The organism is Agreia sp. PsM10, assembly GCF_030433855.1.
Lineage (GTDB): Bacteria > Actinomycetota > Actinomycetes > Actinomycetales > Microbacteriaceae > Agreia.
In genome coordinates this window covers 127,733-143,635 of record NZ_JARUXC010000002.1, presented here as the reverse complement: position 1 = coordinate 143,635, position 15,903 = coordinate 127,733, and the positions used below count along the sequence as shown (strand labels likewise).

General features: G+C 67.9%; 23 protein-coding genes. 14 read left to right on the top strand and 9 right to left on the bottom strand.

The genetic code is table 11. The features are described 5' to 3' along the window. The first annotated feature begins 35 nt into the window (after window positions 1-35). The 4 genes from QCD70_RS02775 (at window position 36) to QCD70_RS02760 (ending at window position 2,235) form a co-directional block, all read left to right on the top strand. The gene (locus QCD70_RS02775; protein WP_301213620.1) at window positions 36-254 is read left to right on the top strand and encodes a hypothetical protein; all 219 of its coding nucleotides are present in this window, start codon (window positions 36-38) and stop codon (window positions 252-254) included. Further along, window positions 254-625 carry a GrpB family protein gene (locus QCD70_RS02770; RefSeq protein ID WP_301213619.1) on the top strand — a complete coding sequence of 124 codons (372 nt, stop codon included), beginning with the start codon at window positions 254-256 and terminating at the stop codon, window positions 623-625. Before QCD70_RS02775 ends, QCD70_RS02770 begins: the two co-directional genes overlap by 1 nt. A gap of 75 nt (window positions 626-700) precedes the next feature. Further along, entirely contained in the window at window positions 701-1,255 is a 555-nt protein-coding gene (locus QCD70_RS02765) for a MarR family winged helix-turn-helix transcriptional regulator (protein ID WP_301213618.1), read from the top strand. Further along, a complete protein-coding gene (locus QCD70_RS02760; RefSeq protein WP_301213617.1) occupies window positions 1,252-2,235 on the top strand; it encodes a zinc-binding dehydrogenase in 984 nt (327 codons plus the stop codon). Before QCD70_RS02765 ends, QCD70_RS02760 begins: the two co-directional genes overlap by 4 nt. A 19-nt stretch (window positions 2,236-2,254) precedes the next feature. Here QCD70_RS02760 and QCD70_RS02755 read toward each other — a convergent pair whose 3' ends face one another. Next, on the bottom strand, window positions 2,255-2,803 hold the full coding sequence (locus tag QCD70_RS02755; RefSeq protein ID WP_301213616.1) for a hypothetical protein: 549 nt from the start codon (window positions 2,801-2,803) through the stop codon (window positions 2,255-2,257). 34 nt (window positions 2,804-2,837) lie between these two features. Further along, entirely contained in the window at window positions 2,838-3,371 is a 534-nt protein-coding gene (locus QCD70_RS02750) for an RNA polymerase sigma factor (RefSeq protein WP_301213615.1), read from the bottom strand. 195 nt (window positions 3,372-3,566) lie between these two features. Here QCD70_RS02750 and pgi point away from each other — a divergent pair, with 195 nt between their 5' ends. From pgi to QCD70_RS02710, 8 genes are all read left to right on the top strand, one after another. Beyond that, the gene (gene pgi, locus QCD70_RS02745; protein WP_301213613.1) at window positions 3,567-5,294 is read left to right on the top strand and encodes a glucose-6-phosphate isomerase; all 1,728 of its coding nucleotides are present in this window, start codon (window positions 3,567-3,569) and stop codon (window positions 5,292-5,294) included. 30 nt (window positions 5,295-5,324) lie between these two features. After that, window positions 5,325-5,954, top strand: a complete 630-nt coding sequence (locus QCD70_RS02740; RefSeq protein WP_301213612.1) for a dihydrofolate reductase family protein — start codon at window positions 5,325-5,327, stop codon at window positions 5,952-5,954. A gap of 20 nt (window positions 5,955-5,974) precedes the next feature. Then, window positions 5,975-6,463, top strand: coding sequence for a glutathione peroxidase (locus tag QCD70_RS02735; protein ID WP_055923896.1), 489 nt, complete (start codon window positions 5,975-5,977; stop codon window positions 6,461-6,463). A 5-nt stretch (window positions 6,464-6,468) separates the two neighbouring features. Further along, the gene (locus QCD70_RS02730; protein WP_301213610.1) at window positions 6,469-6,981 is read left to right on the top strand and encodes a hypothetical protein; all 513 of its coding nucleotides are present in this window, start codon (window positions 6,469-6,471) and stop codon (window positions 6,979-6,981) included. Window positions 6,982-7,000: 19 nt separating this feature from the next. Further along, the gene (locus QCD70_RS02725) at window positions 7,001-7,594 is read left to right on the top strand and encodes a J-domain-containing protein (protein WP_301213609.1); all 594 of its coding nucleotides are present in this window, start codon (window positions 7,001-7,003) and stop codon (window positions 7,592-7,594) included. A gap of 181 nt (window positions 7,595-7,775) precedes the next feature. Further along, window positions 7,776-9,380 (top strand): ABC-F family ATP-binding cassette domain-containing protein, encoded by a 1,605-nt coding sequence (locus QCD70_RS02720; RefSeq protein WP_301213608.1) that lies wholly within the window; start codon window positions 7,776-7,778, stop codon window positions 9,378-9,380. A gap of 74 nt (window positions 9,381-9,454) precedes the next feature. After that, on the top strand, window positions 9,455-9,784 hold the full coding sequence (locus QCD70_RS02715) for a hypothetical protein (protein WP_301213607.1): 330 nt from the start codon (window positions 9,455-9,457) through the stop codon (window positions 9,782-9,784). 71 nt (window positions 9,785-9,855) lie between these two features. Continuing rightward, complete coding sequence (locus tag QCD70_RS02710) at window positions 9,856-10,482, top strand: TMEM175 family protein (RefSeq protein WP_367316687.1); 627 nt, start codon at window positions 9,856-9,858, stop codon at window positions 10,480-10,482. Window positions 10,483-10,521: 39 nt separating this feature from the next. Here the strand turns inward: QCD70_RS02710 and msrA are convergent, their stop codons facing one another. From msrA to QCD70_RS02680, 6 genes are all read right to left on the bottom strand, one after another. Continuing rightward, on the bottom strand, window positions 10,522-11,040 hold the full coding sequence (gene msrA, locus QCD70_RS02705; RefSeq protein ID WP_301213606.1) for a peptide-methionine (S)-S-oxide reductase MsrA: 519 nt from the start codon (window positions 11,038-11,040) through the stop codon (window positions 10,522-10,524). Beyond that, window positions 11,037-11,546 carry a peptide-methionine (R)-S-oxide reductase MsrB gene (msrB, locus tag QCD70_RS02700; protein ID WP_301213605.1) on the bottom strand — a complete coding sequence of 170 codons (510 nt, stop codon included), beginning with the start codon at window positions 11,544-11,546 and terminating at the stop codon, window positions 11,037-11,039. The genes msrA and msrB overlap by 4 nt, the downstream gene beginning before the upstream one ends. Window positions 11,547-11,636: 90 nt before the next feature. After that, complete coding sequence (locus QCD70_RS02695; RefSeq protein WP_301213604.1) at window positions 11,637-12,137, bottom strand: DNA alkylation repair protein; 501 nt, start codon at window positions 12,135-12,137, stop codon at window positions 11,637-11,639. Next, window positions 12,137-12,574 (bottom strand): SRPBCC family protein, encoded by a 438-nt coding sequence (locus QCD70_RS02690; RefSeq protein ID WP_301213603.1) that lies wholly within the window; start codon window positions 12,572-12,574, stop codon window positions 12,137-12,139. The genes QCD70_RS02695 and QCD70_RS02690 overlap by 1 nt, the downstream gene beginning before the upstream one ends. A 14-nt stretch (window positions 12,575-12,588) precedes the next feature. Beyond that, on the bottom strand, window positions 12,589-13,161 hold the full coding sequence (locus tag QCD70_RS02685; RefSeq protein ID WP_301213601.1) for a dihydrofolate reductase family protein: 573 nt from the start codon (window positions 13,159-13,161) through the stop codon (window positions 12,589-12,591). An 18-nt stretch (window positions 13,162-13,179) separates the two neighbouring features. Beyond that, on the bottom strand, window positions 13,180-14,166 hold the full coding sequence (locus QCD70_RS02680) for an EamA family transporter (RefSeq protein ID WP_301213600.1): 987 nt from the start codon (window positions 14,164-14,166) through the stop codon (window positions 13,180-13,182). Window positions 14,167-14,238: 72 nt separating this feature from the next. Between QCD70_RS02680 and QCD70_RS02675 the strand changes: the two genes are divergently transcribed. Together QCD70_RS02675 and QCD70_RS02670 are read left to right on the top strand one after the other, a co-directional pair. Continuing rightward, on the top strand, window positions 14,239-14,796 hold the full coding sequence (locus tag QCD70_RS02675) for a CGNR zinc finger domain-containing protein (protein ID WP_301213599.1): 558 nt from the start codon (window positions 14,239-14,241) through the stop codon (window positions 14,794-14,796). Window positions 14,797-14,805: 9 nt separating this feature from the next. Beyond that, a complete protein-coding gene (locus tag QCD70_RS02670) occupies window positions 14,806-15,285 on the top strand; it encodes a PPOX class F420-dependent oxidoreductase (RefSeq protein ID WP_301213598.1) in 480 nt (159 codons plus the stop codon). A gap of 24 nt (window positions 15,286-15,309) precedes the next feature. On the opposite strand, the gene QCD70_RS02665 is transcribed toward QCD70_RS02670, so the two are convergent. After that, entirely contained in the window at window positions 15,310-15,873 is a 564-nt protein-coding gene (locus QCD70_RS02665; protein ID WP_301213597.1) for a manganese efflux pump MntP, read from the bottom strand. Window positions 15,874-15,903: the final 30 nt, after the last annotated feature.

Sequence of the window (15,903 nt, the reverse complement as noted above, 5' to 3'; positions counted from 1 at the left end):
TGCGCCGGGGAGTCGGCGCATGATCGAATGGAGTCATGTTCATCGAGAGCAAGCATGACGGCCACTGGAACCTCGAACTATGCGCGAACTATCGGCGCGACAAAAAGGGGGTGTTCCATCTCGTCTTTCCCGTACCGGGCGGTAATTTCGATCTGGCTCCCGACCATCCTCAGTACCGGCAGGCAGTGCAGTATCTGCTCAGCAGGACACTCCCGCACGATCGCCCCGAAGACGCCGCGATCCCAGCGCTCTGATGGCACCCCGCCGAGACGATGTCACCGCCCTCGAACTGGTCGGAGGTCCTGAGGCCCTCACGCACCCGCTCTCCGACTATGACCCGGCGTGGGCGGGCCGTTACCTCGAACACCAGCGGCTCATCGGCGAAGCCCTCGGCACGGTCGACGTCGTTCACGTGCACCTCTACGAACGGGGTGCGCCCGCCATCGACGAGTACCTGTTGCTTCGCGACCATCTCCGCTCGAATGCCGACGACCGCGCGCTCTATGAGCGGACGAAGCGTCGACTGATGAGCAGGCAGTGGAACGACATGAACGACTACGCCGACGCGAAGACCGACGTGATCGCCGCGATCAAGGAGCGCGCGAGGATGGCGTCCGGACTCTGACCTCGGCAGAGGATCATGCTTCCCACAAAGTATATTCCATGGAATAATCTTTCCCTGGGATCGCTTGACTCCTGCATGAAGAGAATCACCGGCACGCCGTCGCTCGGCGCTCGTGCCCTCACGGCATACCGACACTCCGCCCACGCGGTGCTGTCGACGAACGGCTGGCTGACGCCGAGACGAGAGGACGACGACGTGGGTACCTACCTGACGATGTTCACCCAGCTGGTGCAGACCGAGATCGCTCTCTGGAACGCACTCGACGAGAGGCTCGCCGCCGAGACCGGACACACGCTGGGGCAGTTGCAGGCCGTCACCGCCATCGCCTCCCTCGACGGGCCGGCCCGCGTTCAGGACATCTCCGCGGCGATGTCGATCACCGTGGGAGCCACGAGCAAGCTGGTCGACCGGCTCGAAGCATCCGGTCTCGCCGTGAGAGCAGCCAACCCGAACGACCGCCGGTCGTCGATCGTGTCGCTCACCGAGGCGGGCTCGCGCTTTCTCGACACCGCGAGCGCGATGGCCGAGACTCACCTCGCCGACGCGCTGGGCGGCATCCTGACGAACGGGCGCGAGGCCGCTCTCACCGACGAGCTATCGTCGCTGCGCTCCCAGGTCGCGTCCGCGTGAGTGCCACGATGCGGGCGGTCGTCATCGACGCCCCGGGCGGGCCGGATGCGCTGCAGGTTCGGCAGGTCGCCCGACCGCAGGCGGCGCCCGGTGAGATTCTGATCAAGGTCGAGGCGTTCGGCCTCAACCGCTCCGAGCTCCACTTCCGCTCCGGCGTCGCCTACAGCGGCAGCTTCCCGAGGATCCCGGGAATCGAGGCGGTCGGACTGGTCGCCGAGGCGCCGAACGGTGAGTTCCCCATCGGAACGCAGGTGGCGGCGTTGATGGGCGGCATGGGCCGCGAGTTCGACGGGGGCTACGCAGAGTACGTCGTCGTGCCCGCACCGATCGTCGTGCCGTTCACGAGCACCCTGGCCTGGGAGATCCTCGGCGCCATCCCCGAGATGCTGCAGACAGCAGCGGGCTCACTCCGTGTCGGATTGCAGGCGGTCGACGGGCAGTCGATCCTCATCCGCGGCGGCACCTCGTCTGTGGGCCTGGCCCTGGCGATCCTCGGCTCGTTGCGCGGCATGACGGTGTTCTCCACAACCCGCAACCCCGCCCGGCGCGAGCTGCTGAAGGCGGCGGGTGTCGATCACGTGATCATCGACGACGGCGCCGTTCACGACGCCGTGCGCGCGATCGCTAGAGAAGGCGTGGATGGCGCGGTCGAGCTCGTGGGCACCAATGTGATGCGTGACACCCTGCGATCGGTGCGCGCGGGCGGCACGGTCTGCTTCACCGGAATGCTGTCCGACGAGTGGACGATCCCCGACTTCTACCCCATGGACTGGCTGCCCAACGGCGTGCGCCTCACCGCCTATTCGGGCGACGCCGCCGACCTCACCCCGTCAGAACTGCAGGGGTTCATCGACGCGATCGCCGACGGCAGGGCGAAAGCGCCGATCGGTCGGGTCTACCGCCTCGACGAGATCGTCCAGGCGCATCGCGACATGGAGAACGGAGTCGCCGGCGGCAAACTCGTCGTGCTGACGTCGTGACGAAGGCCGGACGTGCTGTCTACTTCAGCCATTCGTGGGCGAATACCGTGGCGTCCTCGAGGGTGGCCGATCGGAGATGCCTGGTACTGAAGGCGTCCTGCGGCATCGAACCCCGCCGCGGCAGCCCGGTGTACGGCAGTAGGTGACGCACCCAATCGCGCTCCACCCTCGGGCTGCCGAACGGACCGTTGGCCACGATGAAGCGCTCCCTGCGGCCGGGACCCGTTCCCAGGTCGAGCGTGCTGACGCCACGGAAGATCATCGTGCGTGCCAGAACGACAGACGACAGCGGCTGCGCCTCTCCGCCGTTGATGCGGATGAGACCGCTGCGCTGATCGAACTCGGCGTACTGGTTGAGACCGATCAGAAGCGGGATGACGATGGCCGGGATGAGGAGGAACATCAGCATGAGCGGCGTGTGTTCCGGGTACGCGCTGAGGAGCCCGAGGACGGTGCCGACGAGGGTGGCACCGATGCCCAGGACGAGGCTCACGACGATGCCACGCCACGGGGTGGGGCGGCCGAATCGCACGACGGGATCCGGCCCGGTTCCAGCGTCGCGCGTCATTCACCCGACTTTAGGGCACGGGAGCGCGGGCGCGTCATCTCCAGCCCGACAGCTCCCCCACGAGCAGGGCCCGAGTGCGAACCAGCATCCCGCGCACGGTCGTGCTGGGGATCCCCAACTCCGTTCCGATCGCGGCGTAGCTCAGGTGGTCGATCTGCCGCAGCTCCCAGCACCGTCGCTGCAGATCGGGCAGCGTCGCCAGAATCCGGTGCGCGTCGACCACGAGCGCTCGCCGCTGTGCCACGGCGTACGGTCCCTGGTGATCGGATGCCGTCGGCTCGTACTCGAGATCGGCCCGCTTTCGATAGGCGGCCGAACGCAGGCGGTCGTAGCAGCGTCGCCTGACGGTGGTGACGAGCCAGCCCCGGATCGCGTCGCCCTCGAGAGGACGACCGGAGTGGGTCCAGGCCGCGAGAAAGGTCTCCTGCACGACGTCGTCGACGTCGGCATTGCATCCCAGCAATCTCCGGGCCGTGGTCTGCAGCAGCCCGGTGTGCCGATTGACGATCGCGGCGAAGGCCCGATCCTCGTCGTGAGGCGCCGTCGCCGGGAGGGTCGTGGTGTGCATGCGGGCTCCGGGGCTCGAAAAAGAAGGTACATGCGTGATTCGGACACGGGCGGGGCGTCGTTTGCCTGCTATCTCACCCCAATATGAGGGGTGGTCTCTCGCGAAGGCGTCGACCGCAATAGGCTTGTCTGTGGCCCGCCTCGCACCGCCGCGAGAGTCGCGGGCCACGCGCCACCGGCACTTACGGAGAACCCCTTGACCGAATCCGCTCCCGTCGATCCCACTACGACAGACGCCTGGAAGAACCTCGCCGCCATCGCCGAAGGCTTCGCGCCCGATCTCCGAGCCTGGTTCGATGGTGACGCCGGCCGAGCCGAGCGCTACACCTTCCAGGCGGCAGACCTCACCGTCGACCTCTCGAAGGGCCTCGTCACCGAGGAGATCCTCTCGAACCTGCTGCAGCTCGCGACCGACGTCGATGTGGCCGGCCGCTACCAGGCCATGATCGCCGGCGAGCACATCAACGTCACCGAAGACCGCGCGGTTCTGCACACGGCGCTGCGCCGGCCGAAGAACGGCGAGGGACTCGTTCCGCCCAAGGGTTTCATCGTCGACGGGCAGGACATCGACGCCGACGTGCACGCCACCCTCGACAAGGTGTACGCGTTCGCCGACAAGGTGCGCACGGGCGAGTGGACCGGCGTCACGGGCAAGCGCATCGAGACCGTGGTCAACATCGGCATCGGCGGATCCGACCTCGGCCCCGTGATGGTCTACGAGGCGCTGAAGCCCTACGTGCAGCAGGGCATCGAGGCCCGATTCGTGTCGAACATCGACCCCAACGACGTCTACGAGAAGACGGTCGGGCTCGACCCGGAGACCACGCTGTTCATCGTCGCGTCGAAGACCTTCGGCACCCTCGAGACGCTGACGAACGCGCGCCTCGCCCGTGAGTGGCTCTGGGCGCAGCTGGGCGCAGCCGGCGTTCTGGAGGACACCGACGAGGCCCGCACCGACGCCGTGGCCAAGCACTTCGTGGCCGTGTCGACCGCGCTCGACAAGGTCGCCGCATTCGGCATCGACCCCGAGAACGCCTTCGGGTTCTGGGACTGGGTGGGCGGGCGCTACTCGGTCGACTCCGCTATCGGCACCTCGGTCGTCATCGCGATCGGCCCCGACAACTGGCGCGAGTTCCTCGCCGGATTCCATGCGGTCGACGAGCACATGCGCACGGCTCCCCTCGAGCAGAACGTGCCCGTGCTGATGGGCCTGTTGAACGTCTGGTACACCAACTTCCTCGGCGCGCAGAGCCACGCCGTGCTCCCCTACGCCCAGTACCTGCACCGCTTCGCCGCCTACCTGCAGCAGCTCACGATGGAGTCGAACGGCAAGAGCGTGCGCTGGGACGGCTCGCCCGTGACCACGGACACGGGCGAGATCTTCTGGGGCGAGCCCGGCACCAACGGCCAGCACGCGTTCTACCAGCTCATCCACCAGGGCACCCGCCTCATCCCCGCCGATTTCATCGCGGTGGCCAACCCCGCGCATCCGCTGAAGGACGCGACCGGCGACGGCGCAGGCGTCGAGCCGGGCCAGGATGTGCACACGCTGTTCATGGCCAACTTCTTCGCGCAGACGAAAGCCCTCGCCTTCGGCAAGACGGCCGACGAGGTGCGCGCCGAGGGCACGAAGGAGTCGGTTGTTCCCGCGCGCGAGTTCGCCGGGAACCGGCCCACGACGTCGATCCTGGCGCCGGCGCTCACGCCGAGCGTCGTCGGTCAGCTCATCGCCCTGTACGAGCACATCGTCTTCGTCGAGGGCACCGTCTGGGGCATCGACTCGTTCGACCAGTGGGGTGTCGAGCTCGGCAAGCAGCTGGCGCTGCAGATCACGCCCGCCGTCGCCGGCGACGCGGCCGCCCTCGAGACCCAGGACTCGTCGAGCAAGTCGCTCATCGCGAAATACCTGGAGCTGCGCAAGTAGTGCGCAGCTAGGAGCAAAGGAGAACCGACCATGGCCGGTCGCATCGAGATCGATCTGTTCAGCACGCTCGACGGTGTGATGCAGGCCCCGGGCGGGCCCGAGGAGGACCCGTCCGGCGGATTCGCCTTCGGCGGATGGCAGGCGCCGATGAACGACGAGGCCGTGGGCGGGCAGGTCATCGAGGGCATCCGGCGCATGGATGCGCTCCTGCTGGGCCGGCGTACGTACGACATCTTCGCCGCGTACTGGCCGAACCAGCTCGTGGGCGACGGCGGTGTCGAGAACGAGATCGCTGCCGCGTTCGATGCCATCCCGAAGTACGTGGCGTCGCGCGGGGAGCCGGAACTGCCGTGGCGGGACTCCCACCTGCTCGGCCCCGATCTGCCATCCGAGATCGACGCACTCCGCGAGCGCCACCGCGAGGTGCACGTGATCGGCAGCATCGACTTCGCGCGCACCCTGGTGGCCGCAGGCCTCTTCGACCAGCTCAACCTGTGGGTCTATCCGATCGTGCTCGGCGCGGGCAAGCGTCTCTTCCCGGTCGACGGACCGGCCATGAGGCTCGAGCCTCTCTCGTCATCGACGGTCTCCGACGACGGAACGCTCCTCCTCAGATACGGTCCGACGGGCGAGGTGCCCGCGACGGGCGATATGACGTGAAGGAGTCGTAGGCTGACACCATGAACCTCGACGACATTCCCATCACCACCACGACCGGTGAAGAGACCACCCTGGGCGCCTACGACGGCGTCAGGCTGATCGTCAACGTCGCTTCTCGCTGCGGCCTCGCCCCGCAGTACGAGAAGCTCGAGACCCTGCAGAAGACCTATGGAGATCAGGGCTTCACCGTGCTCGGCTTCCCCAGCAACCAGTTCCTCCAGGAGCTCTCGAGCGACGAGGCGATCCAGGAGTACTGCTCGACGACGTGGGGCATCACGTTCCCCATCTTCGAGAAGATCCGGGTCAACGGCCGCAACGCCCACCCCCTCTACAAAGAGCTGACCAAGACGCCCGACGTCGATGGCAAGAAGGGCCGCATCAGCTGGAACTTCGAGAAGTTCGTGGTCACCCCCGACGGGGCGGTTCACCGGTTCAGCCCGCGCACCGAGCCCGACGACCCCGCCATCATCGGGTTGATCGAATCGTCGCTGCCCACGCCATCGCAGTAGCAGCGGTGCGGAACGATCCGGCGACCGTCTCCCCGGAGCACCGCGCGGAGGCGCTGAAGGAGCGCGTGTACGTCACCTTCACGAGCCTCGCGGTCGTCTTGGCGATGCAGTCGCACTCCACGGAGGAGCTGAGCGCCGGCGAGGCGGCATCGACCCTGAGCATCACGGTGGTCGGCACCCTGCTGGCGGTCTTCGTTGCCGACGTCGTCTCCCACCTCGCCGTGCACGCGACCGTGCCGACGTCCGCGGAGATCCGGCGCATGGCCGCGGTGAGCTTCGGTGCCTTCGCCACGGTCGTGCTCCCTCTCGTCTTCATCGGGTTCGCCGCTCTCGATCGCTGGAGCATCGACGCGGCCCTGCGCGCATCCACCATCGCGCTCACCCTCTCGCTGATCGCCATCGGCTTCCTCGCCGTGCGCCGCGTGAAACTCGCCTGGTGGCAACGCCTCGTCGTGCTGGGTGCGGAGTTCGCCGTCGGCGCAGCGGTGGTGGGTCTCGAACTGCTGGCGCACGGCTGAGCACTCGTAGGCTTGATGCATGGGCGGCCCCACGGAACCTCGTGACTCGCGACTGAACGTCGCCCGATACCAGGTCGACAAGCTCACCCCCGAGAGCGAGCGCGACGACGCGGCCGACGCCGGCCAGCCGACCATGGAGCAGCGCGCGCAGATCGTCGAGATCTCGATCCAGCAGGCCGTGCGCCGGGGCGACTTCGATGATCTGCCCGGTGCGGGCAAGCCTCTCACAGGCCTGCAGAACGCCTACGACCCGAACTGGTGGATCAGGCAGAAGATCGAGCGCGAGCGCCTCACCGGGCTGGGACCGCCGGCGCTGACCCTGCGAACGGAGGACGCCGGACTCGACGGGCGTCTCGATGCCGCCCCCTCCGAGGAGGCCGTGCGCGGCATGCTCACCGACTTCAATGCGCGCATCATCGAGGCCCGCCGACAGCTGCAGGGCGGTCCGCCGGTCGTCACGCGTCCGCGCGATGTCGAGACGGAGGTGCTCCGCTGGCGCGAACGGCGGGATGCCCGCTACCGGGAAGACGCGGAGGCTCGTCAGCGCGAGGAGGCCGCATACAGGGCCCTCGGATGGCGGGAACGCCGCCGGGTGCGGCGGTCGCAGCGCTGAGACGGGGCGCACACTTGCCGCTTCGGCGATCGTTTGTCACACTGGACGAGGTTCCTGTTTCCCAGTGTGAGGTCTCTCCGGTGAAGTTCTTCGACGGTTTCGCGCAGTCCGCGCGCTGACTCGTCGACTCGCCGCGTGTGCGGCTCCGGTGTCAGCGCTTCATCGACACCTCGGGAGCAGCATGTCCACCATCGGCACCTCATCCATCGTCCTCTCCGACGTCGGCCTCACCTGGCCCGACGGAGAACGTGCCCTCAGCGGCGTGACCGGCACCATCGCATCCGGTCGCACCGGCCTCGTCGGCGTCAACGGCAGCGGCAAGTCGACCCTGCTTCGACTTATCGCCGGCGAGCTCGCACCCACCACCGGAACGATCACGACCCGCGGCGATGTAGCGTACCTGTCGCAGTCGATCACCCTGCGGACGCAGGCGACGGTCGCCGAACTCCTCGGTGTCGCCGAGAGGCTCGCCGCCCTCCGCGCCATAGTGGCGGGCGACGCATCCGAGGCGAACTTCGACGCGCTCGCAGACGACTGGGATGTCGAGACCCGCGCCGAGGAGGCCCTGCGGGAGATCGGCCTCGACGCGGGTCACCTCGACCGACGCATCGGGGAGGTGTCGGGAGGCGAGGCGATGCTCGTCGCCACCGCCGGACTGTGGTTGCGCCGCGCGCCGATCACCTTGCTCGACGAGCCGAGCAACAACCTCGATCGCGGTGCGCGGAGCCGCCTGGCGGCCCTGATCGGGCGCTGGCCGGGAACGCTCGTGGTGGTCAGCCACGACACGTCGCTGCTCGAACTCATGGATGCGACGGCCGAGATCCATGATTCCCACCTGTCGGTCTTCGGAGGGCCCTACAGCGCCTGGCGCACGCATCTCGAGGAGGAGCAGGGCGCCGCCATCCAATCGGCGCACACGGCCGAGCAGGCCGTGAAGGCGCAGAAGCGACAGCGCATCGACGCCGAGACCACGCTGGCCCGGCGCGCACGCACCGCCAGGACCAACCGCCAGAACAAGGTCGGCTCGAAGCTCGTGATGAACCAGCGGGCATCAGACGCGCAGGTGTCGGCAGGCAAGCTGCGTTCCGGAGGCGACAAGCAGGTGAGGTCGGCGCAGGAACGGCTCGACGAGGCGGACGCCCGCGTTCGCGACGTCGAGCACATCGTGATCGATCATGCCGACCCCGACGTGCCGCGCTCCCGTCGCGTCGCCGAGCTGCACGGCACGAATCGCTCGTTCGTTCTGCAGGGCCCCGAGAGGGTGGCGATCGTCGCGCCGAACGGCATGGGGAAGACGAGTCTGCTCCAGTCGCTGGTGCAGGGAACACCTGCGCGCCCGAACAGCGTCGCGGGCGCGCTCCTGGTGTCGCGCGTCGGATATCTGCCTCAGCGAGCCATCGACCTGAACGACGACACGACCGTGCTCGAGGCGGTGCGTGCCGCCGCCCCGACGGTGCCCGTGGCCGAGGTGAGAAACCGTCTGGCACGCTTTCTGATCCGCGGCGCGATGGTCGACCGGCCCGTGCGTTCGCTGTCGGGCGGAGAGCGCTTCCGGGTCTGTCTGGCACGCCTGCTGCTGGCGGACCCGCCACCGCAGCTGTTGGTGCTGGATGAGCCCACGAACAACCTCGACACGATGAGCATCGACCACCTGGTGGACGCCCTCACCTCGTACCGGGGAGCGGTGATCGTGGTGAGCCACGACGACGCGTTCCTGCAACGCCTCGGTCTGTCGGCCGCGCTCGAACTCGGGCCATCCGGCACGATCGACGAGCGTACGATTTAGGCTGACCTTAACCACGGGAATCGGCCTGTGCAACCCCATTGCACCGGCAAGGCCTGGCACACGAGAGTGGACACATGAGAGAGCTTCACTATGGGGGCGGCATCCTGATCGTCGGTTACGAGGTCTGCACCGCCGTCTTCGACTACGCCCTCGCACTCGTGCGATCGGGCCGGTCCGACCTGATCACCGTTCCCGTACTGGTGAACGGCGAGGTCGACGAGTCGAACCTGCTGCTGGGGCCGACCACCCAGATCTTCTGCACCCCTGCGGGCGTGACCCACCCCGACCTCGACGACCCCGCGGTCGTCAGCGATCTGCGCGCACGCATCGACGGACTGCACCGACCGATCATGGCGCTGTCACCCGACACAGCGACCTATCCGGACTTCGAGTTCGAATACTGACAGGCGGGCCGATACAGTTCAGTGCATGTCGCTGCAACTGATCCGCCTCATCGCGCCGACAGAGGTGCGTCCTGGCTGAGCAGACGCCGGGAGACCTCGCTCGGCTGGTCACGTTCAGTGACGCCGTGGTGGCGATCGCCGCCACGCTGCTCGTTCTGCCGCTCGCCGAGAAGGCGACGCAGGGCGGCGCTCCATCGCTCGGCGACATCGTCGCGTCGAGCGGCGGCCAGATCCTGCTCCTGCTCCTCAGCTTTCTCGTGATCTGCCGGTTCTGGCTCAACCATCACGACATCATGCGGGAGCTCGTCACGTTCGACTCGCCGCTCTTCTGGGCGAACGCCGTCTGGCTCTTCTCGATCGTGCTGCTGCCGTTCACGACCAGCCTGATCGGCACATCCGACAGCCGCGATCCCGCCACGACCGGCGTCTACATCGGCAACATGCTCGTCACCTGCCTGGCGGCCCTGGCGATGCAGTGGCACGTCACCCGCACGCCCGCACTGCAGTCTGCGCAGAATCGGGGCACGGCCAGGCTCAAGGCCGACGTCGTCACCGCGATCACGATGGCCGTCGCCCTGCTTTTGGCGGTTCTCGTGCCCGTCATCGGGCCGTGGGCACTGCTGCTGCTCGCGTTCGACGGGCTCGTCGCGCGAGGCATCCACCCGAGAACGAGAACGCCGGGTCCGCCGCGTCGATGACGCTGCGAACCCGGCGCGGGCTCAGCTCGAGGTCGGTGCTCAGGCCACCGACTGCTCACGGCGCGGGAGCTTCCAGCCCGGACGCACGTAGTGGCAGGTGTAGCCGTTCGGGTACTTCTCGAGGTAATCCTGGTGCTCCTCCTCGGCCTCCCAGAACGCGCCCGCGGGCTCGACCTCGGTGACGACCTTCGCGGGCCAGAGACCGGATGCGTCGACATCGGCGATCGTGTCGAGCGCGACCTGCTTCTGCTCGTCGGAGGTGTAGAAGATCGCCGAGCGGTAGCTCTCGCCCACATCGTTGCCCTGACGGTTCCTGGTCGACGGGTCGTGGATCTGGAAGAAGAACTCGAGCAGGTCGCGGTAGCTGATCTGCGAGGGATCGAAGACGATCTCGAGCGCCTCGGCGTGGGAGCCGTGGTTGCGGTAGGTGGCGTTCGGGGTGTCGCCGCCCGAATAGCCGGTGCGGGTCGAGATCACTCCCGGGCGCTTGCGGATCAGGTCCTGGACGCCCCAGAAGCATCCGCCGGCCAGGATTGCGGTTTCGGTTGTCGTGGTCATCGTGAGATCTCCTCGGTGCTCGTGGATGCTGTGCTCATCGTCGATGTACTGGTCGTCGATGCGTTCGAGAACAGGCTCCGGTAATCACCGTAGCCCTCCTTCTCGAGGTCCGCCTCTGCGACGAAACGCAACGACGCGGAGTTGATGCAGTAGCGCAATCCTCCTGCCTCGGCGGGACCGTCGTCGAAGACGTGACCCAGGTGGCTGTCGCCGTGGGCGGAACGCACCTCGGTGCGCACCATGCCGAACGCCTTGTCGGTCTTGACCACGATGTTCGTCGGGTCGATCGGAACGGTGAAGCTGGGCCAGCCGGACCGGCTGTCGTACTTGTCGGTCGATGCGAAGAGCGGCTCACCAGAGACGACGTCGACGTAGAGCCCCGCGTCCTTCTTGTCCCAGAACTCGTTCCGGAAGGCGGGCTCCGTGGCGTCGTCCTGCGTGACGCGGCGCTGCTGGCGGGTGAGGCGGGCTAGCGCCTCGGGGGTCTTGCTGTACTGGGCTGACACTGTCGTCTCCTCGTATGGTGCGCGGCTGGCTGCCGCGACTATCAGGTAGAACAGGCGCGTGCCGCCGGATGTTCCGGGGTCGGCAAACACTCAGGAACGGGCGTTCACGACGGCCGCGGCCCGACTCAGGAACGGTTCGTCGCCCCGCGCCCAGCGGGCGACGACGGTGTCTGCGCGGGGTCGATCCCGAGCGTCGAGCGACCGCAGGAGCGGCCCGATCACATCGCGTGCGAGCACGTCGGCGATGTCCGCGAGGATGCTCGAACGCAGGAATCCCTCGAGCCTCGTGAGGTCGGAGACGACGAGCATCGGCAGGTTGCCCTGCAGCAGGATGATCGCGGCCAGCCGGCGCTCGTACACGGCGGCGGACCAGAGCAGCGAGCTCAGGGCGGTGATGTCGTCGTGCGCGAGGGCGGGATACCGCCGCAGGGTGTCGCGCAGCGTCGCCCGGATGGCGCCGACCGACGTGCCGTAGTAGTCGATTCCGTCTCCGAGGCGGGCGCGGTGCTCCTCGGCGCGCTGCCACGACGACTCGTACTGCAGTGCCTCGTCGATCGCGTCGGCGGCTTCGGCCAGGTGGTGCGACGCCACTACTCGCTCTCGGCGACCAGGGTGCCCATCACATCGAAGAACGCGTTGTACCCGATGGCGGTCTGGTCGAGCTGGCCCTGGTCGAAACCCGGGGACTCCTGCGACATGATCATCTCGGTGCCGTCGCCGACCTCGGAGAGATCGACCGTGATCACGCCGCGTGCATCGAGCGCGGGGTTGTCTGTGATGGTCATCACGAGATGCGACGGCGCATCGACCTCGAGGTATTCTCCGACCCAGCTGATCGACGTGTCGTCGGGCAGCTTCATGACCGCCTTCCACGACCCGCCGGGTCGCACGTCCATCGACAGGGTCTCGGCGGGAACGTCGACGCCATCTGTGCCGAACCACACGGCGAACTTCTCCGGGTTCGTCCAGGCGTCGAAGACGGCCTCGCGAGGCGCGGCGAACGAGCGGGTGATGGTGAGTTCTGCCATGGTCGTGCTCCTCGTCAGTGCTGGTCTGCGTGCAGTGAACGGTAGCGCATCGAGACGGCTCCGTTGCCGAATGCGCGCACGTCGACGAGCTCGAGGTCGAGGCGCGCTGCGCGGGGGAAGAAGGGCGTGCCGCCGCCAACGGACACCGGATACGCGAAGTAGATGTACTCGTCGACGAGTCCGGCGGTGATCGCCTGCACCGCGAGGCTCGCTCCCCCGATGCTGATGTCGTCGGCGGATGTGCGCTTCAGCTCCGCGATCGAGCTCGGGTCGAACGACCGCTCGATCCGGGTGCGGTCGGTGGATGCCTCGGCGAGCGTCGTCGAGAACACGACCTTCTGCGCCGCACGCCAGATGCGCGTGTAGTCCTGCATGACCGGCTCGGGGTCGGACTCGGCCTCGGGTGAGGCCCAGAACGACATGACGTCGTACATGCGGCGCCCGTAGAGGTAGGTGCCGATCGGCCGGGCGACGTCGTTGGCCGCGGCATGCACCTCGTGATCGGGTTCGGCCCAGTCGAATCGACCGTTCTCGTCGGCGACGTAACCGTCGAGCGACCCGATCCCGAAATACAGCAGCTTCGCCATGGTCAGGACACTACTCGTCTACTCGAGCAGCCGCACCTGATCGTTCTGCGGCGTTCCACGCTTCGTCGATGCGGGCTCGATCGGCGCGTCGAGCGGCGGTTCGGTCTTCTCGCTCCGAACGAACCCGATGCCCACGAGGATGAGCACGCCCCCGAGCAGCTGCGGGATCGTCAGCTGCTCGCCGAGCAGCAGCCAGGCGTAGAAGGTCGCGGCCACGACTTCGAGCAGACCGACGAAGGAGGCGAGCCGGGAGCCCAGCATCTCGCTGGCCGTGATGCTCGTGGCGTAGGCGATCGCGGTCGACACGACGCCGACGATCGCCAGGGGGATCCACCAGGGTGCCGTACCGCCGAACAGGGCCACCTCGCCGAAGGTCGCAGTGAACGGCACGAGGCCGGTCAGGCCGACGGCGCCGAGCGCGACCCCGCCGATGACCAGCCCGGCGGCCGCGAGGGCGACAGGAGGAAGGCCGTCGCTCGGCTGCGCGGCGACGAGGTAGTAGACAGCGCATCCCACCATCGCCGCGAGCGCGAAGCCGAGTCCGAGCGCGTCGAAGCTCGCCGAGCCTCCCGGCGACACGACCATGACCAGGCCGACCAGGGCGACGACCGAGCCGATCAGAACGACGGCCTTGGGCATCCGGCGCGTGCGCGCCCAGGCGAAGGCGACCAGCAGCAGTGGGGCCATGTACTCGATGAGCACGCCGGTGCCGACCGGGATGCGCTGGATGGCCGCGAAGTACAGCAGCTGGGTGCCGGCCACGCCGATGAGCGCCATGGCGAGAACCCTGCCCCGCGAGCGCCAGAGCGCAGACCAGCGGCCGCGCAGCATCACGATGGCGACGGGCGAGAGCACGATGCCGCCGACGAGGGCGCGCACCGTGACCGCCGCCGCGGGGCTCCAGCCGGCCTCGAGCAGCGGCTTGACCAGGGCGCCGGAGCTGCCGAACGTGGCCGCCGCGATGACCGCGATGACGAGACCGGCTGAGGTCTGAGACCGTGGCATGGCATTCCCTTTCGAACCGCTGTTGATGCTCCTTGATCCAGACGCTAGTCTCAGAATGAGTAAGGAGTCAATTTGCATCTAGCCCCTGACACCGAGGACATCCTGGCGTTCATCGTGGCGCTCGGCAACACGGTCGCCTCCGCGTCTCGCAGCGGCACCGACGAGATCGCCACCCCCGCCCGCTTGACCGAGCTCCTCGACGCCCACGGCTACACCGGGCGGTTCGACCGCGACGAGCGGGAGCTCGCCGAGGTGCACCGCGCACGCGCCCGCCTGCGGCACGTCTGGGGCCTGAAGCGCGACGCGGCGGCCGACGAGGTCAACGAGATTCTGCGGCAGACGCGGGCGCTCCCCCAGCTGGTGCGGCACGACGCCTTCGACTGGCACCTGCACGCGTCGGCCGACGACGAGCCCCTGGCCGATCGCATCCTGAGCGAGGCGTCGCTCGCGTTCGTCGATGTGATCCGCACCGACGAGATGACGCGCCTGCGCTCGTGCGGTGCCCCCGACTGCGAGGGCATCTTCGCCGACCTGTCGCGCAACGGCTCGAAGAGGTTCTGCAGCGTGCGCTGCGGCAACCGGGTGAACATGATCGCGTTCCGCGAGCGGGCGGCGGCCGACAGCGCCTAGCCTTGGCGCATGGCCAGAACCATCTCCACCAACACCACCGTCGACCGCGACGAAATGCTCGTCTTCGTTCGCCCCCGGCACCGGATGCTCGTCGCCACGACGCGCGCAGACGGCCGGCCCCAGATGTCGCCCGTCTCGGGCGGCGTCGACGAGCTCGGTCGCATCGTCGTCTCCACCTACCCCGGGCGGGCCAAGACCCGCAACGCCGAGCGCCGATCGGCCGCATCGGTGCTCGTGCTCTCCGACGACTGGAACGACGCGTGGATCCAGGTCGACGGCGATGCCGAGGTGCTGCACATGCCCGAGGCCGCAGACGCGCTCGTCGACTACTACCGCAGCATCGCGGGCGAGCACCCCGACTGGCAGGAGTACCGGGCCGCCATGGCCATCCAGAACAAGTCGCTGCTGCGCATCACGCCGACCAGGTGGAGCCCGATCTCGACCGGAGGATTTCCGGCCGACGTGGCCGCCCGGCTCGACGCCGAGTGAGCGCGAGACCGCCCGACGCCCGCCTCAGAGCACGCCGAGGTGGTCGAGCAGGATGCGGGTGCCGATGAGGATCAGGATGAGCCCGCCGGCGATCTCGGCCGGGCGGCGGAACTTCACGCCCGCGCGATGACCGATCAGGATGCCCGCAAACGTCAGCACGAACGTCGTCACCCCGATGAGCACGGCCGTCTCGGCGATCGAGATCGACAGGAACGCGAACGACAGGCCCACCGCGAGCGCGTCGACGCTCGTGGCCACCGACAGCACCAGCAGCTCCCTGATCTTCAGGCGGTCGTCGACCTCCTTGTCTTCGGGGTTCGAGAACGCCTCCCACAGCATCTTTCCGCCGATGAGGGCGAGCAGCCCGAAGGCCACCCAGTGGTCCACGCCCGTGATGTAGCTGGCGAACTGGGTGCCGAGGAACCACCCGATCACGGGCATGAACGCCTGGAACAGGCCGAATGCCGCGGCGATGATGAGGGCGTTGCGCAGGTTGAAGCGGCGCATGTGCAGGCCCTTGCCCAGTGCGACGGCGAAGGCGTCGGCCGAGACTCCGAGCGCGACGAGGAAGAGCGACCAGAGGGCCATGCGAGGGGAGACCTTTCCCAAGGAACGAGC